At 50.8% G+C, this 20777-nt stretch carries 19 protein-coding genes; 9 read left to right on the top strand and 10 right to left on the bottom strand.

Going from position 1 to position 20777, the window contains the following annotated elements; genetic code table 11:
- Window positions 1-773: ABC transporter ATP-binding protein (locus VFS25_RS11155; RefSeq protein WP_326462220.1), on the bottom strand; the 773-nt coding region annotated here is incomplete at its 3' end.
- Between the two features lie 139 nt (window positions 774-912).
- Window positions 913-2310 (bottom strand): mercuric reductase, encoded by a 1398-nt coding sequence (locus VFS25_RS11160; RefSeq protein WP_326462221.1) that lies wholly within the window; start codon window positions 2308-2310, stop codon window positions 913-915.
- A gap of 203 nt (window positions 2311-2513) precedes the next feature.
- Between VFS25_RS11160 and VFS25_RS11165 the strand changes: the two genes are divergently transcribed.
- On the top strand, window positions 2514-2903 hold the full coding sequence (locus tag VFS25_RS11165; RefSeq protein ID WP_326462222.1) for a hypothetical protein: 390 nt from the start codon (window positions 2514-2516) through the stop codon (window positions 2901-2903).
- Here the strand turns inward: VFS25_RS11165 and VFS25_RS11170 are convergent.
- The 3 genes from VFS25_RS11170 to VFS25_RS11180 all read right to left on the bottom strand — a co-directional run bounded on the left by VFS25_RS11170 (window position 2893) and on the right by VFS25_RS11180 (window position 5442).
- Window positions 2893-3528, bottom strand: a complete 636-nt coding sequence (locus VFS25_RS11170; RefSeq protein WP_326462223.1) for a VIT1/CCC1 transporter family protein — start codon at window positions 3526-3528, stop codon at window positions 2893-2895. The two genes, VFS25_RS11165 and VFS25_RS11170, sit on opposite strands and share 11 nt — an antisense overlap.
- Window positions 3529-3611: 83 nt before the next feature.
- Window positions 3612-4847 carry an ornithine--oxo-acid transaminase gene (rocD, locus tag VFS25_RS11175; RefSeq protein WP_326462224.1) on the bottom strand — a complete coding sequence of 412 codons (1236 nt, stop codon included), beginning with the start codon at window positions 4845-4847 and terminating at the stop codon, window positions 3612-3614.
- Between the two features lie 331 nt (window positions 4848-5178).
- Window positions 5179-5442, bottom strand: coding sequence for an acyl-CoA-binding protein (locus VFS25_RS11180; RefSeq protein ID WP_326462225.1), 264 nt, complete (start codon window positions 5440-5442; stop codon window positions 5179-5181).
- Between the two features lie 145 nt (window positions 5443-5587).
- Between VFS25_RS11180 and lepA the strand changes: the two genes are divergently transcribed.
- Entirely contained in the window at window positions 5588-7375 is a 1788-nt protein-coding gene (gene lepA, locus VFS25_RS11185; protein ID WP_326462226.1) for a translation elongation factor 4, read from the top strand.
- A 217-nt stretch (window positions 7376-7592) separates the two neighbouring features.
- A complete protein-coding gene (locus tag VFS25_RS11190) occupies window positions 7593-8234 on the top strand; it encodes a diphthine--ammonia ligase (protein WP_326462227.1) in 642 nt (213 codons plus the stop codon).
- A 97-nt stretch (window positions 8235-8331) separates the two neighbouring features.
- Here VFS25_RS11190 and VFS25_RS11195 read toward each other — a convergent pair whose 3' ends face one another.
- Both VFS25_RS11195 and manA read right to left on the bottom strand, forming a co-directional pair.
- A complete protein-coding gene (locus VFS25_RS11195; RefSeq protein ID WP_326462228.1) occupies window positions 8332-8919 on the bottom strand; it encodes a DUF6580 family putative transport protein in 588 nt (195 codons plus the stop codon).
- Window positions 8920-8963: 44 nt separating this feature from the next.
- Window positions 8964-10178 (bottom strand): mannose-6-phosphate isomerase, class I, encoded by a 1215-nt coding sequence (gene manA / locus VFS25_RS11200; RefSeq protein ID WP_326462229.1) that lies wholly within the window; start codon window positions 10176-10178, stop codon window positions 8964-8966.
- A gap of 53 nt (window positions 10179-10231) precedes the next feature.
- Here manA and VFS25_RS11205 point away from each other — a divergent pair, with 53 nt between their 5' ends.
- The 3 genes from VFS25_RS11205 (at window position 10232) to VFS25_RS11215 (ending at window position 13258) form a co-directional block, all read left to right on the top strand.
- Window positions 10232-10588: a YraN family protein gene (locus VFS25_RS11205; protein WP_326462230.1), complete on the top strand. Its 357-nt coding sequence runs from the start codon at window positions 10232-10234 to the stop codon at window positions 10586-10588.
- A gap of 236 nt (window positions 10589-10824) precedes the next feature.
- Window positions 10825-12033 carry a glycoside hydrolase family 172 protein gene (locus VFS25_RS11210; RefSeq protein WP_326462231.1) on the top strand — a complete coding sequence of 403 codons (1209 nt, stop codon included), beginning with the start codon at window positions 10825-10827 and terminating at the stop codon, window positions 12031-12033.
- A 250-nt stretch (window positions 12034-12283) separates the two neighbouring features.
- Complete coding sequence (locus tag VFS25_RS11215) at window positions 12284-13258, top strand: glycosyl transferase family 90 (protein ID WP_326462232.1); 975 nt, start codon at window positions 12284-12286, stop codon at window positions 13256-13258.
- A gap of 94 nt (window positions 13259-13352) precedes the next feature.
- Here VFS25_RS11215 and purB read toward each other — a convergent pair whose 3' ends face one another.
- The gene (purB, locus tag VFS25_RS11220) at window positions 13353-14696 is read right to left on the bottom strand and encodes an adenylosuccinate lyase (protein WP_326462233.1); all 1344 of its coding nucleotides are present in this window, start codon (window positions 14694-14696) and stop codon (window positions 13353-13355) included.
- Window positions 14697-14737: 41 nt separating this feature from the next.
- Between purB and VFS25_RS11225 the strand changes: the two genes are divergently transcribed.
- Together VFS25_RS11225 and VFS25_RS11230 are read left to right on the top strand one after the other, a co-directional pair.
- The gene (locus VFS25_RS11225) at window positions 14738-15475 is read left to right on the top strand and encodes a menaquinone biosynthesis protein (RefSeq protein ID WP_326462234.1); all 738 of its coding nucleotides are present in this window, start codon (window positions 14738-14740) and stop codon (window positions 15473-15475) included.
- Between the two features lie 78 nt (window positions 15476-15553).
- Window positions 15554-16216, top strand: coding sequence for an NADPH-dependent F420 reductase (locus VFS25_RS11230; RefSeq protein ID WP_326462235.1), 663 nt, complete (start codon window positions 15554-15556; stop codon window positions 16214-16216).
- A gap of 10 nt (window positions 16217-16226) precedes the next feature.
- On the opposite strand, the gene VFS25_RS11235 is transcribed toward VFS25_RS11230, so the two are convergent.
- On the bottom strand, window positions 16227-17690 hold the full coding sequence (locus tag VFS25_RS11235) for a TlpA disulfide reductase family protein (RefSeq protein WP_326462236.1): 1464 nt from the start codon (window positions 17688-17690) through the stop codon (window positions 16227-16229).
- A 26-nt stretch (window positions 17691-17716) separates the two neighbouring features.
- Complete coding sequence (locus tag VFS25_RS11240) at window positions 17717-19459, bottom strand: M1 family metallopeptidase (protein WP_326462237.1); 1743 nt, start codon at window positions 19457-19459, stop codon at window positions 17717-17719.
- A gap of 154 nt (window positions 19460-19613) precedes the next feature.
- Here VFS25_RS11240 and VFS25_RS11245 point away from each other — a divergent pair.
- On the top strand, window positions 19614-20777 hold a 1164-nt coding region (locus VFS25_RS11245), incomplete at its 3' end, for an ABC transporter substrate-binding protein (RefSeq protein ID WP_326462238.1).

The raw sequence follows: 20777 nt of genomic DNA on the forward strand, positions 1-20777 counted from the left end.
GGCAGGTACGGTTTTATGTCGTTCAGCGTTAAGGTCCTGAGCTCCAGCGAAAGGCGCTGCCCCTGGAAAAAACCGGCTACAAAATCATTGGCCGGGGTAAACAGCAGGTCTTCCGGCGCGCCCAGCTGCTGCAGCCGCCCCTGGTCCATCAGCCCAATGCGGTTACCCATTTCAAAGGCTTCCTGCACATCGTGCGTAACCATGATAATGGTTTTATTCTCCAGCTCATCCAGCGCCAGAAACTCCCTGCGCACGCTGGCGCGGGTTACCGGGTCCAATGCGCCAAAGGGCTCATCCATCAGCAATACCGGCGGATCTGCCGCCAGCGCACGCGCCAGGCCTACCCGCTGCTGCTGGCCGCCGCTTAGCTGGCCGGGGTATTTATGTAAAAACTCAGCCGGGGGCAGGTGCAGCTTTTCCATAAGCGCGTAGGTGCGTTGCTGTATGCGGGCATCATCCCACTGCAGCAGCCGCGGCACCACGGCTATATTTTCTTCTACCGTATAATGCGGGAACAGGCCGTTGTTCTGCAGCACGTAGCCTATGCCCCTGCGCAGCTCTTCTGCCGGCTGTTCCTGTACCAGCTTACCGTTTACGGTAATTTGCCCGCTGTTGGGTTCTATGAGCCGGTTTATCATGCGCAGGGTGGTGGTTTTGCCGCTGCCGCTGGTGCCCAGCAATACCAGGAGGGTTCCGGGCAGCACTTCAAAGGAAACATCTGTAACCGCTGCTTTTCCGTCGAAGGTTTTATATACGTGCTCCAGCTTTATCATACCGGTTGAGGTTTTAGATCTACGATCATCATCCGGATCTACGGTAAAAAGAGATGGTACAAACAGGCTTCCGTAAACCGTTTATCTAAAATCGTAAAATACTTTTATGTGATGAGGAAAAACTTACCCACATTGTTGGTTATCCACAATCCGCCTGGTTATCAAGCTGCATGAACAGGTTGTTCAGCGACTCGGCATAGAGCGGATGCGCAAAGATCATTTCTTTCATTTGCAGGGCTGTAATGCCGCCCAGCATGGCCATTTGCAGCAGCGTCATAAGCTCGCCGCCTTCGGCGCCCAGCACAGTAGCGCCTAAGATTTTATACGTGCCCTTTTCAACCAGCGCTTTCATAAAACCCTGTGTGCTGCCGGTTTCTATGGCCCTGGCCACATGGCTCATATCCATTTTGCATACCGTAAAATCCAGTCCCTTTGCTTTGGCTTCTTTTTCTGTAAGGCCAATGTGGCCCAGCTGCGGATCGGTGAACATGCAATAAGGCACCTGCCTACCTGTGACGGTAGCATCCGCACCTGTTACCAGGTTTTTATACAGCACCCAATGATCATTGTATGAAATATGCGTAAAGGCAGGGCCGCCGGTTACGTCGCCCATGGCGTAAATACCCGGCACATTGGTTTCCAGGCGGCCGTTTACTTTAATGAACCCGCGGTCGTTTGTTTGCACGCCGGCTTTATCCAGCCGAATGGCTTTTGTTTGCGGCACGCGGCCGGCGGCCAACAGCAGGTGAGAGCCGGTTACGGTATACGTTTGCCCACCGCTGGCAACAGTACATACAATGCTTTCGCCGTTTTGTGCTACCTGCTGTAATGCGGCGCCGGTGAAAATGCGAAGGCCTTCGGCCTCCAGTATCTGCTGCACGCACAGTGACACGTCTTCATCTTCCCGGCCTACCAGGTGCGGGCCTTTTTCAATAATGGTTACCTGGCTGCCAAAGCGCCGGAACATTTGCCCGAACTCCAGGGCAATGTAGCTACCGCCCAGTATTACCAGGTGCTGCGGCAGGGTGGTGAGGTCCAGTATGGTAGTACTGGTAAGCCAGGGCACTGTATCAAGCCCCGGTACCGGCGGTATTTGCGGCGTAGTGCCAATGTCAAGGAAAATATAGTCGGCGGTAACCGCTTCCGTTTCGCCGCTACTAAGCTGTATGGTAAGCGCCCCGGGGCCGGTGAAAACAGCTTCGCCATGAAAAAGCGTGAGGTGCTCGGTGTTTTCCAGCCCTTTTTCAGATCCGCCGCGGAACTGCCGTACAATGTCATTTTTACGGGCTACTATCTGCTCCAGGTTTACGGCATAGCCATTCACCGCTACCCCCCACTGCCCGCTGTTGGTGGCCATGTAGGCTGCCTTTGCTGAGGCTACCATGGCTTTGGTGGGGGTGCAGCCGTCATTTATACATGTGCCGCCGATGAACCTTTTTTCAACCAGGGCAGTGGACCACCCGGCCTGGGCCAGCTTTTTTGCAAGAGGGGTGCCGCCTTGCCCGGACCCGATAATAACTGCTTTGAAATGCGTCATATGTGTGGGGAGTTTTTAGCGCTGGTTTAACGTATATGCCATTGTATTTCAGCAGAAAGGGGTGCCCAAATATTATACCGATGTGCAGGTATGAAGCTAGGCAAAATGATTGCGTTGCCATTGGCAGAGGGCTTTTATATATTTGCGGTCCTGTTTTGTCTGCACATCTGCATATTTGCATATTTGCACATTAAATCATACTTATGTCCAAGAATTACCTTATTGGTATAGGCGCCGCCGTTATAATCATTATCAGCGCATTTCTGCCCTGGCTAACAGTAGAAAGCAAACACCTGGTATTTACCGGGGTGCACACCGTGGGCTCCAGTTTTGGGGAGCCGGGCAAGCTGAATATCATGTTGTCGGTGATTGCCATTGTATTTTTTGCGTTGCGGAAAATGTGGGCGCAGCGCATCAATATTTTTATCACCGCCTTTCTCATTGCCTGGACCCTGCGCAACTTCATCCTGTTTGCCCGCTGTGAAATGGGCGAATGCCCGCATAAGGAAATTGGGCTGTACCTTTCGCTGTTCGGCGCACTGGTTGCTTTTTTTGCGGTAGTAACCGGCAAAAACAAGCCCTCTAACGCATAACCTTGCTTACTGCCAGCACCGCCAGCCAGATACCGATGACCAGCAGCAGGTAACGGAATATTACCGGCCCTGTTTTCTGACTGGTGATCCTGGCTTTTATAAAAGAGAAAACAAGTACTGTTATTAATACCAGGATAGTGCTGGTACGGGTGGCAGCCCCGAAATTTTCATTGGCCAGGTAAGGCCAGAAGGGGATGAGCGCCCCTGCCAGGAAACTGGTACCCACCACCAGGGCGCTGCGCAGCGCGCGTAAGGGATGCCAGTGCACCCGCTGCACTTTTTCCTGCTGCAGCACCTGCTCCCAGCGGGTAGCATCCTGCTCCATCTCTTTCCCGATATGTTCAATGGTATCTTCGGCTATATCCAGCTTTTGCAGCTTTTTCCTTTCCCGGGGAGAGAGGGTGGCCTCATCATGCGCATCGCCGCGGTTGGCCTGCCAGGCGGTGGCTATTACCAGTACAGCGCCACCCAAAGATACCCAGAGGTTAAGGTTGTAGAACTGCTGTACATCAACAGGAAACACCTGTATGAGCAGCGTGGTAAAGAATAGCAGGAACAGCCCGTCGGGGAACCCGATAAGGAAGTCGGTTTTCCAGCCCGTACTGCGAATAGTGATAATTGACATTAATTATGAATTGTTCAATTACGATCCCGCAAAACGGGACATGAATGCCTTTGAAAATAAATTATGATATGAATAATGCGTAATTAACCCAGCGCTTCCAGGCTGCGCGCAATCATTCCCACGCATTCCTTTACCTGGGCGGCATTGATCGGCAGGGGAGGTGCAAAACGTATTTTGTCGCCGTGGGTGGGTTTGGCCAGCAGGCCCTGTTCTTTCAGCGCCAGGCACAGCTCCCAGGCTGCTTCGGGATCGGTATGTTTAATCACAATGGCATTCAGCAGTCCTTTGCCCCGCACTAATGAAATATTGGGTGATTGCAGGGCGTTCAGCTCATCGCGCAGCAGCTGTCCCATAGCAGCGGCGTTTTCCGCCATCTTTTCTTCTTTCAGCACAGTAAGCGCAGTAATGGCCACCTTGCACGCCAGGGGATTGCCGCCGTAGGTGGACCCGTGCTCGCCCGGTTTTATGGTAAGCATAATTTCATCATCTGCCAGCACAGCCGATACCGGCAGCGTACCGCCGGACAGCGCCTTGCCCAGTATCAGTATATCGGGGCGCACATTTTCCAGGTCGCAGCATAGCATGGCGCCGGTGCGGGCCAGCCCGGTTTGTATTTCATCGGCTATGAACAGCACATTGGCATCGGCACAATACTGCCGCGCTTTGGAAAGATAGCCGTTGTCCGGCACCACCACGCCGGCCTCTCCCTGTATCGGCTCTACCAGGAAACCGGCTACGTGCGGGTCTTGCAGGGCTTTTTCCAGGGCCGGCAGGTTGTTGTAAGGGATCACCTCATAGCCGGGCATATAAGGGCCAAAGCGCTCACGCGCAGCAGGGTCGGTGCTGAAGGAAATCACATTCAGCGTACGGCCGTGGAAGTTATTGGCGCAGGTAATGATCTTTGCTTTGTTTTCCGGTATGCCCTTTACAGCGTAGCCCCAGCGGCGGCACAGCTTCAGCGCGGTTTCCACCGCTTCTACGCCGGTATTCATGGGCAGCACCTTATCATACCCGAAAAAGCGGGTGATAAAAGCGGCGTATTCGCCCAGCAGGTCGCTGTGAAAAGCCCGGGAGGTAAGGGTGAGCTTTTGCGCCTGTTCAATAAGGGCAGCAATAATTTTAGGGTGGCAATGGCCCTGGTTCACGGCCGAGTAGCCGGAGAGGAAATCGTAATACCGTTTGTTATCCACATCCCATACAAACACGCCTTCCCCGCGCTCCAGCACTACCGGCAGGGGATGGTAGTTATGCGCGCCGTACTGCTCTTCCAGCGCCAGGTAATGTTGTGTTTTTTCACTGATTGTAAATGCAGGTACCATAGGGGTAAAGGTAGTTCAATTAGCAGAAAGCGGAAAAGTCAAAAGTCAAAAAGTAAAAGGTAAAAAGTAAAAAAGTGCGGAGGGGCCAAAGTAAAAGCGGTGTTTGTTACGCCATGGGTATTATCTTGCGCATATAGCTTTAACACCCCTGCTGCAGCGGTAAGGGTTGTTCAGGCAATAATGAACACAACCGCTGCCAGCCTTATCGCACATTATAATATATAGATTAATATAATAAGTAAAATATTCACCGCTATTGCCACCGGCATTTCCTGCCGGCCAAAACACTGCCTTATACTTTTACTTTTTACCTTTTGCTTTTTTACTTTCATCATTCCCCCGCCTTCAGCTTATTCACCAGCTGCACATACTCCTCCATGGCCTGTTCCCGGGATTTGCCCTTTTGCAGGGCCCACGCTTCGTGCTTGGCTTTGCCGGCAATGTCAAAGATGTTTTCCGGCGGCGGTACATTTATATCACCTGCTGTAGCCTGCTTGTACAGGGAGTACAGCTGCAGCAATATTTCGTTGGCGGGTTTTTCGGATAAAGTTTTGCTGTTGGCTACGGCTGCTTCAAATTGCTGTTGTAAATCCATATTGCTGATTTAGCACAAAATATAGTCAAAATTTAAATACCTTTGTGGTTTGAGAACGACTAATGAAGTAGGATATAGGAAGTAAGAACCGGCAATATAAACCTTCTTGCTGCTTATATCCTACTGCTGTATCAGTAAAGAATATATGAAGAATATACGGAATTTTTGCATTATTGCGCATATCGACCACGGCAAAAGCACGTTAGCCGACCGTTTACTGGAGCGCACCAAAACCATTTCTGAAAGGGACATGCAGGCACAGGTGCTGGACGACATGGACCTGGAAAGGGAAAAGGGCATTACCATTAAAAGCCATGCTATCCAGATGAACTATACGCTGGAGGGCACCCAATATACTTTTAACCTGATAGATACCCCTGGCCACGTTGACTTTTCCTACGAAGTTTCCCGCGCCCTGGCCGCCTGCGAAGGCGCCCTGCTGCTGGTAGACGCTACCCAGGGCATACAGGCCCAAACCATCTCTAACCTGTACCTGGCGCTGGAAAACGACCTGGAGATCATTCCGGTGATCAACAAAATAGACATGGACGGCGCCATGATACCCGAAGTAAAGGACCAGATACTGGAGCTCATTGGCTGCAAGGAAGAAGAGATACTGCTGGCATCCGGCCGCACCGGCCTGGGGGTAGATGAGATACTGGAAGCTATTGTAAAGCGCATTCCCGCCCCCAAAGGCGAACCCGAAGCGCCCTTGCAGGCCCTCATATTCGACAGCGTATTCAACTCTTTCCGCGGTATTATCGCTTACTTCCGCGTATATAACGGCAGTATAAAGAAAGGCGATAAAGTACGGTTTGTGAACACCGGCCAGGAATACTTTGCCGATGAAGTAGGTATACTGCGCCTGGGCCTGGAGCCGAAAAATGAGGTTAAAACCGGCGACGTAGGCTATATTATTACCGGCATCAAGAATGCCAAGGAGGTGAAAGTAGGGGACACTATTACCCTTAGCAGCAATCCCGGCCCCGGCATTAAGGGTTTTGAAGAAGTAAAGCCCATGGTATTTGCCGGTATCTTCCCGGTGAATACAGACGATTTTGAAGAGCTGCGCGACTGCATGGACAAGCTGCAGCTGAACGACGCTTCCCTTACCTATGAGCTGGAAACCTCACAGGCCCTGGGCTTTGGCTTCCGCTGCGGCTTCCTGGGCATGCTGCACATGGAAATTATCCAGGAGCGGCTGGAAAGGGAGTTTAACCAAACCGTAATTACCACCGTACCCAACGTGGGCTTTATTGCCCATACCACCAAAGGTGAAAAGGTGATCGTGAACAACCCCTCTGAAATGCCGGACCCCAGCAAGCTGGAACGCATTGAAGAGCCGTTCATACGCGCGCAGATCATTACCAAGCCCGAATACATCGGCAATATTATGACGCTGTGCCTGGGCAAAAGAGGCATACTCATTAACCAGAGCTACCTTACCACCACCCGCGTGGAGCTGATATTTGAGCTGCCTTTGACAGAAATAGTATTTGATTTTTACGATAAGCTGAAAAGCCAGACCCGCGGCTACGCCTCTTTCGATTATTCGCCCATTGGCTACCGCGACAGCGATATTGTGAAGATGGATATACTGCTGAACAGCGAAAAAGTAGATGCCCTGAGCGCATTGATACACCGCAGCCGCGCCCAGGACTTTGGCCGTAAGCTGTGCGAAAAGCTGAAAGAACTGCTGCCCCGCCAGCAATTCCTCATTGCCATACAGGCGGCTATTGGGGCCAAGATCGTGGCCCGCGAAAACATCAGCGCCATGCGTAAAGATGTAACAGCCAAATGTTATGGCGGTGATATTTCCCGTAAACGCAAACTGCTGGAAAAACAGAAGGAAGGTAAGAAACGTATGCGCCAGATAGGCAGCGTGGAAGTGCCGCAGGAAGCCTTCCTGGCCGTGCTGAAGCTCGACGACTAGTATAAAACCTTGAAGTAGAAGCTATTATAATTATATTTAAGCAGCGGTAAGAGATACCTGGTATTTCTTACCGCTTTTTCTTTATATTCATCATATGAACAACGTACCAGGGCAAATGTCAATGATCATACATCGCATATCCTACTTCCAGCATCGTTTCAAACAAATGCCAGTTAGCTTACATCCTACCGCTTACTTTATACTTGATTAAGAACAAATGCGTACGGTTATTTCCTGGAGCGGAGGCAAAGACAGCTGCTATGCTATGATGCAGGCCATAACGGCAGGCCATCAGCCGGTTGTATTGCTGAACATGATGAATGAAAACGGAAAAATATCCCGCTCGCACGGCTTGCCGCATAGCATACTGCGGCAGCAGGCAGAGGCGCTGGGACTGGTGGTTGTAACCATACCAGCCACCTGGGAAGCTTATGAAGACCGCTTTGTAGCCGCCCTGCAGCAGCTGGTGGACCTGTATAAGATTGAAGCCGCCGTGTTCGGCGATATTGACCTGCAGCAGCACCGCGACTGGGAGGAGAAAGTTTGCGCGGCAGCAGGCATTAAAGCGGTGTTGCCGCTGTGGCAGCAGCCCCGCAAAAAGCTGGTGCAGGAAATGCTGGACGGCGGCGTTCAAAGCATGATTGTTTCCTGCAACACGCAGCTGGGCCAAAGCTTTTTAGGCCGGGTGCTGGATGAGGACCTGGTAGAAGAGCTGGAAGTAATGGGCGTGGATGCCTGCGGCGAGAACGGCGAGTTTCATACCCTGGTGCTTGACTGCCCCCTGTTCCGGGAGCCGGTTCGCATAGGCGCCTATACGAAAGTGCGGCATGGCGACTACTGGTTCCTGCAATGGGAATAAGCGTTTTTTATCCAAACCTACATATGTTCACAAAAAAAAGAGAAGGCTTTTGACCTTCTCTTTTCATTTATCTCAATTATTAAATGTAAATGCGTGCTTAAGCCAGTTGCTGCTGCCCGCGGAAGGCCAGCCGCTTTACCAGGGCAAAGGCGCCGAACAGCACCGCGCTATAGAAAACATTGCCCATAACGGTGTTCAGGAAAAAGCTGCCGAACAGGTCGTTCCTGAAAAAAGGAATGGCAGCGGCATAGCAGCTCAGCAGCCCGCTGAAAGTATGCGGGTACATATTGCCCAGCGCCCAGGTGCCGGCATTGGAGATCAGGAAAAACAATACGCCGGTGCCAACAGACGCCGCAAAAATGGTAAGCGGATTTACCTTGCGGATGCGGGTGCCTATCCACGTAATCAGTAAAAAGGCGCCGTACACCACAACCATCTGCGCGCCGTAAAAGCCCTGTATGTTGGTGAACAGCTCAAAGCAAACATCCGTAAGGAACAGGGTGGCCAGCGGTAAAATGTAAGCCAGGCGTTTGTTGCTGATGGCTACGCCGCCAAACAGGGCGCTGGCGCCAATAGCATTAAAGTTCCACAGCTGCATTTCATTCGTGATCAAGCGGCTTAACCCGGCCATTAATATCAGGCCAACGATTAGCAGTATTTCGGGTAAAGATGCTTTTTGTTTCATTAGTGGTTAATTTATCCGGTATGCAAAATTACAAAAAAAAATGATTATTGCACCGGTACAGTGGCCTTGAATACCAACGCGTTACCGGTTATGCGGTAAGTTTCGCCGCTGCTTACAAAAACACACTGGCCTTTTTGCAGCGCCAGGGTATCGGAACCGGTGATAGTGGCTTCCCCGTTCAGCACCAGCATAATTTCCGCCGCCTTACTGGTATGCGTATACGTAATGCCAGGGCCCAGGGTAATGCTGCTGATTACAAAGTCGGGCGCAGGGGAGTGGTATATCTTTTCTGCAGGGTCGGCGGCGGTTTCGCCGGTCATAATATGCGGGTGCACCGCCTCAAAGCGGGTATGCTTCAGCAGCTCCTGCACATCAATATGCTTGGGGGTAAGGCCGCCGCGCAGCACGTTGTCGGAGTTGGCCATCAGCTCAGCGTTTTGCCCTTCGAGGTAGGCATGCGGTATGCCGGCATCCTGGAACACGGCTTCGCCGGGCTGCGTTTGCACAATGTTAAAAAAGTAAATGGAGAATATGCCGCGGTCAAGGCGCTCCAGCCCCTGCGGGTCGTTGGCAATAGCCCTGGCGGCCCAGAAAGCAGGATCGGATTTTTGCAGCTGCCCGGCTTTATAAGCAGGCAGCACACGGTTGGCCAGGGGGCGCAGCAGGGTGTTCACCTGTTCCTGGGGCATTTCCATCACGGTTTTATAAAGGCCGTAATAGCCGTCTTTTTCAAAATCGCCTTTCAACGGGGCAAATTCAGGTACGGTGTTCAGCACGTTGCGTAGCTTATCTTCCGGCAAAAAGCCATGCAGCAGCCAAAACTCGCTCAGCGCCACCATGATCTCGGGTTTATGGTTAGCGTCTTTATAATTCCGGTGCGGCGCCTTCAGCGGAATACCTGCCTCATTTTCACGGGCAAAGCCTTTTTCCGCCTCTGCTTTGGTTGGGTGCACCTGTATGGAAAGCATGTCTTTTACATCCAGTATCTTAAACAGGTAGGGCAGCTCGCCAAAACGGTCCCACACCTGCTGGCCTACAGTGGCGGCAGGGGCCTGCTGTATCAGCTGGTCCAGCGTAGTAGTGCCGCCGTTCAGGTGAATGGTGGCCGGTGCGCTGGGATGCGCGCCCATCCAGTACTCAGCGCTGGGCTCTTTGGTAGCGGGTACGCCTAAAAGCGCCGGTATATAGGTGTAGCCTCCCCATGCATAATGCTGAACTTTTCCATCCAGGCGGAATAACTTTTTATCAACTGCAGCCATTTCTGTAGATTTAATAATGATCAATAAAAACGGTCCCAAAAATAGTTGAAAAAATGGCTTCCCATAATGAGCTGGGCAAAAAAGGAGAGCACATTGCACAAAATTACCTGCAACAGCAGCGCTATACTGTTTTACATACCAACTGGAAATGGGGCCGCAAGGAGATTGATGTGATTGCCAGTAAAGATGATCACCTGGTATTTGTGGAAGTGAAAACCCGTATTAACGACCTGTTTGGCTGGCCGGAGGATAAGGTGGATTACAAAAAGCGGCGTTATTTACAGGGCGCGGCCGAAGTGTTCCTGGAACGCAGCCAGCTTACGCCGGCGGCTATACGTTTTGATATTATTGCCATTACTTTTACGCATGGAGCGGAGTATGAGGTGGTGCATTTTGAGGACGCGTTTTAGGCAATTACGAATTGGGGAAATGTGGTAGTAATGAAGTGTGGTTTTGAAATGCAGCGTGCTTTATTGCCGGCTGAATATTGCATACGCTGTTTGACAAAAGATACTAACGGGTATATAGTTGATGGTAGCAAGATATTCATCAATAAATTACAAATGAACGTAGTAACAGCTATCATTCAATGGAAACACCGCACCTCATAATTCGTAATTCGTAACTAAATAATTCATATTGGCTCATGCGTTCCGTTTCCCTCTTACTCACACTACTCCTGGCCTGCATTGCGCTACCCGGTATGGCGCAGCAGCCCGCTTATTATAAATTCGACAGCAACCTTACTCCCCGGTGGAGCAGCCCCGAAAACCTGAACGGTATAAAAGGCGCCGGCGGTAAAGCCAACAACGGCGCCAAAGGACACCCGTTTGAACCCATAGCGCCTGGCGGCGCTGTTACTTTACTGGATATACAGGGGCAGGGCATTATTCAGCGCATCTGGGTCACCCTTTCGGACCGTTCGCCTGAAATGCTGCGCTCCTTAAAGCTGGAGATGTTCTGGGATAACGCCGCCACACCGGCAGTAGCCGTTCCATTGGGCGATTTTTTTGGCGTGGGCCTGGGCAAAACCGCTGTATTTGAGAATGCGCTGTTTGCCAGCCCGGAGGGGCGCTCCTTTAACTGCTTTATTCCCATGCCTTTTAAAAAGGCCGCTAAGATTGTAGTAACCAATGAATCGGGAAAAGCGCTCAGTCATTTCTTCTTTGACGTGGATTACAGCCAGCTGAAAACCTGGGATAACAATTACCTGTACTTTCACGCTTACTGGCACCGCGACACCGCCACCCAACCCGCTAAAGATTTTGAGCTGCTGCCCGCTGTAAAGGGCAAAGGCCGTTTCCTGGGCGTGAGTGCCGGTGTAAACGCCAATCCCGCTTATGGAAAGCTGTGGTGGGGAGAAGGAGAGGTGAAAATGTTCCTGGATGGCGATCAGGACCTGCCTACACTGATAGGTACCGGCACGGAAGATTATATCGGCACCGGGTGGGGCCAGGGCTTTTTTGTTAACCGGTACACCGGCTGCCTGTTTTCCAGCGACTCCCTGCTGCAATGGTGCTTTTACCGCTACCATATCCCGGACCCGGTATTTTTTGAAAGCAGCTGCCGTATTACGCTGCAGCAGATCGGCGGCGGCAACACCGCTGCAGTCATAAAGCTACAGGAGGCTGGTGTGCCTTTGATACCTACTACCACCGATAACGGGGGCCGGCAAATACCCCTGTACGAAAAAGGAAAAGCAGCCCGCCTGGAAGCAACGGCAAATGCCAGTTCATGGACCAACTTTTACCGCTCCGACGATCTTTCCGCAACCGCCTATTTTTACCTGGACAAAGCCGGCGGCGTTTTACCCACACTGCAACCAACAGCCCTGCGCACCTGGCATTTGAAGTAACAGGCTGTGTTCATGGGCCTTTGCCCCGTGTAAGGCGATTGACAAAGTTTCATAGTAAAGAAACTGCGGCAACGATACCGCCCGCTGCAGCGGTGCCCTAAACAGGCGGGTGCAGCCTGTTTACCGCGCCTCCCGGAAAGTACATTTAGAAAGTACACTTAGTCTGCCTGGTTTTTTGATTAATTTCACTGCCCGATCAACTAATGCAACTTATTCAACGATGGCGCGGCTTAAACTTTCTAAAATCAGGATGCCCGAATTACGGTACAAGAACATAAGACTATTTTACTATATAAGGGCCGTTGCAACAAATTACCTCATCCCGCGGCGCCTTTACCGGGCCAGGCTTGAAAAAAAACTACGGTCTGTTACCCGGTTTGACCTGGACTATATTAAACAACGGGTAAATCACTATAATAAGCTAACGGGCACGCAGCCGCTTTCCGGCAATGCCATCAGCAACGGGGAACTCTCCAAACTGGAACGGCCGAAAGACTATTACTTTGATACCCAGGAGTATCTACGTTATTTCAGCCAATCGTTGAGAATACGCTATGTTTGGGGCGATGTGGTGCATGTACCGGAGGAACCGGCCATCGTGAAAAGCCGGCCTATTATTCCCGATAACGCCAATGCGGTAATTCTGAAACTTAATAAAGCGCGGCATTTTAATTTTATCAGCGACCCTAATGATTTTCAGCAAAAAAAAGATCTGCTGATCGGCAGGGGCACGGTTACGCAGCCCCACCGTGTTCGTTTCTACGAGCTATATTTCGGTCATCCGCTGTGTAACCTGGGGCAGATTAACCCCCAGCCCAATCCGCAATGGCTGAAGCCCCGCACCACTATCGCGGAGCACCTGCGCTATAAATTCATTCTTACCCTGGAAGGGAACGATGTGGCAACAAACCTTAAATGGGTAATGTCCTCCAACTCAATAGCAGTAATGCCTGCCCCAAAATTTGAAACCTGGTTTATGGAAAGCAGGCTTATTCCCGACCACCACTATATCCATATAAAAGATGATTATTCTGACCTGGAGGAAAAGCTTCAATATTATATTGCTAACACCCGGGAGGCTTTGCGCATTATCCATAACGCGCACGAATATATCAGCCAGTTCAGGAACCGGGAAAGAGAAGATCTTATCTCGCTTTTATGCCTGGAAAAATATTTTTACCGTACCGGGCAGCTGGTTCTCCGGAACGCCTCCTTATATGACTAAGCATTCATTATAATCAGCCACCGCTTCATATCCACCTGCATAACAAACAATTCACACTCCGCTTCCTTAATTATTAATTATTCATTCTTAATTATTAATTACCCCAAATCCCCGTATAGTTCGCCGGTGTAATGGCTTTCAGCTCTTTCTTCAGCGCAGCGCTGATCTTCAGCCCGTCAATAAACCCATGAATGGTTTGCCGGTTAATCTGGTCGCCGCCGCGGGTGAGCGCTTTCAGCGCTTCATAGGGCTGCGGGTAGTTTTCGCGGCGCAGCACCGTTTGTATGGCTTCTGCCACTACGGCCCAGTTATTTTCGAGGTCCTCTTTCAGCCTGGCTTCGTTCAGTATCAGCTTGCCAAGGCCTTTTTGTATGGAGCGAAGGGCCAGTATGGTATGGCCAAACGGCACGCCTACGTTGCGTAGCACAGTAGAGTCGGTAAGATCGCGCTGCAGGCGGGAAACAGGCAGCTTGGCGCTCAGGTGCTCAAACAGGGCGTTGGCTACGCCCAGGTTGCCTTCGGCATTTTCAAAATCAATGGGGTTTACCTTATGCGGCATGGCGCTGGAGCCCACCTCATTCTGCTTTACCTTTTGCTTAAAATAGTCCATGGATATATACGTCCATATATCGCGGCAAAGGTCAACAAGCACGTTGTTCACCCGTTTCAGGGTGTCAAAGTGGGCGGCCAGGTTATCGTAATGCTCTATCTGGGTGGTGTAGCGCATCCGCTGCAGGCCCAGGGTGGTGTTCACGAACTTATCGGCAAATTTTTCCCAGTTCACTTTAGGAAAGGCAACGTAATGAGCGTTAAAGTTGCCGGTGGCGCCGCCGAATTTGGCGGCAAAAGGAATTTCGCCCAGCAGCTTAATCTGCCCTTCCAGCCTTTCCACGAACACCAGTATCTCTTTACCCAGTATGGTGGGCGAAGCGGGCTGTCCGTGTGTACGGGCCAGCATAGGCACTTTCATCCAGCTTTTGGCAAATTTCTTCAGCTCCAGCACCAGGTTGGCAATGGCCGGCATGTACTGCTGCTCCACGGCCTCTTTCCAAAGCAGGGGGGTAGCGGTATTGTTAATATCCTGGGAGGTAAGGCCAAAATGTACCCACTCCAGCTTATCATCCAGCCCCAGGGTTTTAAGCTCGTTTTTTACAAAGTACTCCACGGCTTTCACGTCGTGGTTGGTGATCTTCTCCGTGTCTTTTATCAGCTGCGCATGCTCCAGGGTAAACTCCTGGTATATTTTACGCAGGGCCGGCACTTTGGCCTTGGGCAACGTAAACACCTTTTGTTCCGCCAGGGCAATGAAATATTCTATCTCCACCAGCACACGGTAACGGATCAACGCATATTCCGAAAAATAGGGAGCCAGCTCTTCCAGTTGCTTGCGGTAACGACCGTCCAATGGTGAAATGGCGGTTAAAGGTTGTAGTTGCATAATATTTTAGCTTAATTTTGCGGGCCACAAAAATACAGAAATTGGAACGGAAAGTAAAAGTAGCGGCAGTAAGTTATTTGAATACCAAGCCTTTGTTGTATGGTTTCAGGGGACATAAAGTAATGAGCATGATGGAGCTATCCGTGGATTACCCGGCGGTAATAGCGCAGCAGCTGATCGAAGGCAGCGTGGATGTAGCGCTGGTGCCGGTAGCGGTGGTTCCCAAAATGCAGGAGTATCATATCATTTCAGATTTTTGCATAGGAGCGGAGGGGCCTGTGGCATCTGTATGCCTGTTTAGCCAGGTGCCCCTGCAGCATATTAAACGCATTTACCTTGATTACCAGAGCCGCAGCTCCGTAGCCTTGCTGAAGGTACTGGTGCGCGAGTACTGGCGGCTGGAGGTAGAGCTGGTAGAAACCAGCGGCGACTATGAGCACCTGATACAGGGTACAGATGCCGGCCTGGTGATAGGCGACAGGGCGCTGGCGCAGCGGCACAAATCGCCCTACATTTATGACCTGGCCGAAGCCTGGATGCGCTTTACCAGCCTGCCGTTTGTGTTTGCAGCCTGGGTAAGCAACAAGCCCCTGCCAATAACATTTATACAGGAGTTCAACAATGCCAACAGCATTGGCATTCACAATATACCGGCGGTGGTGGCGGAAAATCCTTACCCGCTGTTTGACCTTACCGCTTATTACACAAAACATATCAGCTACCCGTTAACCCCGGCCAAGCGCCAGGGCCTGCAAAAATTCCTGGGCTACTTGCAGTGATGATGTGCAGATGTACAGATATGCACATTCGCTCATTCATCTGCACATTTTTTCTTATCTTCCTGCAAATACTATGTCATGAAAATCGGGATCCTGGGTAGTGGAGCTGTGGGACTTACTTTAGGCGCCGGATTTGTAGGCATGGGGCACCATGTTATTATTGGAACCCGTAATCCCGCCAAAGAATCATTACAGCAATGGCAAAAGCGGCTGGGCCCCCTGGCCAGCATAGCTCCCTTCCGGGAAGCCGCGGCAGCCGGGGAGATCATTATTATCTGCGTTAGCTGGATAGGCGCTAAAAGCGCCATAGAGCAGGCCGGCATCTGGAACTTTAAAGGTAAAACCGTGGTGGATGTTACCAACCCGCTGGACGGCAAAGGCCCGGATGAAGAAGGCCGCCTGTCGTTCGTAAACGGCTTAAAATCCGCCGGAGAGCAAATACAGGCCTGGCTGCCGCCCGATACCAACGTGGTAAAGGCGCTGAGCTGCGTGGGCCACGAGATCATGTTCCTGCACAAACAGGAGGGTGAAAAGCCCACCATGTTCATTTGCGGCAACAGCCCCGATGCCAAAAAACAGGTAACCGATATGCTGTATCAAATGGGCTGGGATGACGTGGTGGACATGGGCAAGATTGTAATGAGCCGCTATATAGAACCCCTGGGCATTCTATGGAGCGCTTATGGCTACCGCACCGGTAACTGGAGCCACGCCTTTAAGCTGATTAAAAAAGCAGATTAAAAAATCCGGTTCAGGAAGCAAGTCTGTCGATCTGCTTTTGCAGCTTTTCAATGCTGCTTGGCCTGGCCGCATCGGCATTTACAATTTCCCCGTTGCTGATAATTAAATACCGGGGAATGGTAAGGGTGCCATGCCGGCCTAACTTCCTGAAAATATCATTCTTCAATGCGTCATTAGCACGTAAGTGAAAACCCGGAAGACGGTAATACCTGATCATGTTTTTCCAGTCCTCATCTTCCTGCTCCCTGTCTAAAGAAATGTAAAGCACCTTCACATTATTTTTTCCCAGCATGGCGGTAAGCTGCGGATTGTATTTAAATTCTTCCTTGCAGGGGCCGCAGAATGTTGACCATACATCCACATAATAAACCGCTCCTTTCAGGGTGCTGGTTAGCGCTTCCAGGGAATTAATGTTTTCATAGTTCTTTACAAATGCCTGGTCCTTGCTGAAATCCTGCTCAGCGGCCTGGTGAAAGGCCAGTATTTTATCAATTTCCGGCTGCAGGTAGGGGATATATTCATTGCCGGGATATTGCCGTACAAATTTCCGGTACAGCTCAACCAACGCAAATTCATAGTTGTGCTGTATGGCGCTGTAATATAAATACCGGGCTTCCAGGTATTTCCCGGTGGTATCACTGAAATGCTTTTCAATGAACCGGGAGTAATTGTATATGTCCTGTTCATGGCTGCCCTTGTCCTTTCCTGTTTCAAAAAGAATGGTGACCAGTTCCCCGTAGTATTGGCTTTGTATAGCCGATGCATTGTCAAGCGGCATTTTACGGAAAGCCTGCTGCAGCAGCTGCGCATATTCAGGTTTAAACAGGGTACTGTCTTTACGCACATACCTGGCAATAAAAAATTTACTGTACATGGCATCGGCAAGGCTGGCGGCGTAATAGTACTGTATATCCAACCGGGCAAGATTTGCATAAGCTGCTGATATACTATCGTTGCTTTTCAATGCGTTAAGGCCGTCCAGGTCGGCTTTTTCTTTAGCTGCTATTTTATGTGCTATGGATGCAGCGCTGGTATCATTTGCATAGGGGTTATTTACATCCCGGATGTACGCCCTTTGCAGCGAATTAAAATAAGCATGCCCTGCGGCATTATCGCCTGTGTAGGTGATAACAGGTTTCCCCGCCGGCAATGTATGCACATTTAAATGCGCCTTGTCACCGGCAAACACGATCAGCCTGGCGGCGAAATCATCAGATCTTACCAGGATCAGGCCACATTCTTCTCCAGGTATTTTTATGCTGCAGCTGTTCTTATCATCTAAAACCACCTCTGTGCGATTGCCCCAGAAGTTAGCGCCGCCTACTGTTCGCAGCACAATGATGCGTTCATCCGAAGGCTTGTCTACATGTATTTCAACCGTAGCAAATGTGGCATCTTTGGAAGAAAAACATACAAACAGGAATGCGGCCAGGCCAATAACAAAGGAAACGATTATAGCAATTTTTACACGCATAAGGTCAGAGGTGGGGGTGAGCACATCTAATTCGGTTCCTTCATCTCCTTCACGGTTTTCATTTCACGCACCTTGATATAAAAGTCTTTATCTACCTTAAACAGCTTGGGATCCAGGTAGCTCAGGTTTGTGGTAGCCCAGCGGGTGCCGGGGTGAATAAACTGGAAATTGTTTTCGCCCACGGTTACCTTCACCGGCATGTCAAAGTTGGGAATGCTTGATTTCCAGCGGTGGTACAGCACCTGGCCTACAATACGGTACTGCAGCTCCGGCAGGGTAGTATCGCGCAGGTACTGGTCAAAGGTTTTGCGCAGGTCTTTGCCGGTCACTTCACAAATATAGCGTTCTATATCAGCGCCGTTCACCGTCTTGTACGCAAAATCGCGGTTCATGCCGCGCAGCAGCTGGCGGAACTCCTCATCATTGTCAATAATCCTGCGGATCATGTGTATCAGCGTGCCGCCTTTATAGTACATATCGCCGGAGCCTTCGTTATTCACGTTATACTGGCCAATAATCGGGCGGTCGTTCTTAATATTCTTGCGGCAGCCCAACAGGTATTCCTCTGCGGCATCGCTGCCAAATTCGCATTCGGTAAACAGGGTTTCGGCGTAATTGGTGAAGCTTTCATGCACCCACATATCGGCAATGTCGTTGGTAGTGATGTTGTTGCCAAACCACTCATGGCCGCTTTCATGCACAATAATAAAGTCCCACTTCAGGCCCACGCCGGTGCCGGAAAGGTCGCGGCCCTTGTAACCCATCTGGTAGCCATTGCCATAGGCTACGCAGCTCTGGTGCTCCATGCCCAGGTGCGGCGCATCTACCAGCTTGTAGCTGTCTTTATAAAAAGGATATTTGCCAAACCAGTATTCAAAGCACTGCAGCATTTTCTTTACTACGGTAAAATGCTTCCGGGCCTTTTCCAGGTTATAGTCCAGCACCCAGTAGTCGAGATCCAGCTTACCGCCTTCCCCGTTATAGGTGTCTTTAAACTCTTTATAATACCCGATGTTCAGGGCCACATCATAATTATTGATGGGATTATTTACTGACCATAAATAAGTTACGGTACTATCGGGGTTGACTGTACGTAGTTTAAGGCGGCCGTTAGATACATCAGTCAGCTCCTTGGGCACCGTTACGTTAATGTTCATGTATTCCGGTTCATCGCTCTGATGATCTTTGCATGGCCACCATACGCTGGCGCCCAGGCCCTGGCAGGCGGTAGCTATCCACGGGCGTCCCAGGGAGTCGCGGGTCCATACCACACCGCCGTCCCACGGGGCATTCACCGCTTTGCGGGGCTGGCCATGATAATAAACAGTTACCTTACGCTGGGTACCTTTTTTTTGTGCGTTCGGGAACTTTATAAAATAAGCATTGCTGTCGCGGTCAAAAGCCAGCTTGGTTTGGGTAGTGATCTTCAGGCTGTCAATATCTACCACCACGCTATCCATGATCATGGGGTACTGCAGGTCAATCTGCATCACACTGTCTTGCTTCAGCACCTGGTAAGTAATGGTATTAAACCCTTTGAAAGTGCTATCTTTCGGCGTTACCGTTACATGCAGGTCATAAGCCACCACATCCCACCAGGCGCGCTGGGGGGTAATGCTGCCACGCAGGGTATCGGCATGCGAGAAGTGCGTTTGGATGGTGTCCTCAAAATGCGGTTTTTCCTGCGGATGCTGCTGTAATTGTTGCTGTGACGGTTGCTGCGGTTTGGGTTGCGCTTTTTGTTGCGCTTTTTGTTGCGATTGCTGCAATTTTCGTTGCGGATGTTGCTTTTGCTGAGCCCCAACCTGTAGCGCTACTATCAAAGCCATAATAAACATAGGTATGCCACGCATCATAGTCTGAATCGTATTTGAAACCGAAAGATATTAATTTACAATGTAAAATATAAAACCATACATGTAAATGACGGCTAACAAACGTAAAAGTACTCCTGTTGTTGTATTATTAAAAAGTGATATTTATATATTTGCGCTGATAGCCGCCTGCCTGTGGTTCCTGTTCGTTTTACCGGCCTGCCGCCCTGCCCGGCAGCCGCACAAACAGGTGTTCCGCTTTAATCATACCGATGGCCTTTCCTCACTTGATCCTGCTTTTGCCAAAAGCCAGGCCATTATGTGGGCCGTTCACCAGGTGTACAGCACCCTGGTAGAGCCGGACACCCAAATGATCATACGCCCCCTGCTGGCTACCCGCTGGGAGGAGAGCGCCGACCATACCACCTTTACCTTTTACCTGCGGCCGGATGTGTATTTTCATGATAATGCCGCTTTTGCGAACGGGAAGGGCCGCCGCATGACCGCGCAGGATGTGGTGTACAGCTTTCGCCGTATTATGGACCCGGCCACGGCATCGCCGGGAGCCTGGATATTCAATGGCCGGGTAAACCCGCAAACCGGTTTCCGCGCGCTGAACGATACCGTGTTCCAGCTGCAGCTGCTGCAGCCTTTTCATCCCATACTGGGCATCCTGAGCATGCAGTACTGCTCTATAGTACCCCGGGAGGTGGTGGAAAAATACGGGGCCGACTTCCGGCGCCATCCCTGCGGCACCGGCCCGTTCCGGTATTTCGACTGGGATGAGGGGCAAACCCTTATCCTGCACCGCAACCCGCACTACTTTGAAAAAGATGCGCAGGGCCGCCGGCTGCCTTACCTGGATGCCGTAAAAATGACCTTCCTGGAGAACAAGGCTACCGAGTTCCTGCTGTTCCGCCAGGGACAGCTGGATTTTATGAATGACCTGGACGCTTCGTTTAAAGATGAGGTGCTTACCAAAACCGGGCAGTTGAAAAAGGAATGGAACGGCAAGATGGTGCTGCATAAAACGCCTTACCTGAACGTGGAGTATCTTGGGTTTTTGCTCGACAGCAGCAAAGCAGCGGTGCAGCAGTCGCCCACCCGCCTGAAAAAAGTGCGCCTGGCCATCAACTACGGTTTTGACCGTACGAAAATGATGACCTACCTGCGCAACAGCATTGGCGTACCGGCCAACAGCGGCTTTGTGCCCCGCGGCCTGCCTTCTTTTGATGCAGCTAAAGTAAAAGGCTACACGTACAACCCGGCTTAT

This window comes from Chitinophaga sp., from assembly GCF_035761305.1.
Lineage (GTDB): Bacteria > Bacteroidota > Bacteroidia > Chitinophagales > Chitinophagaceae > Chitinophaga.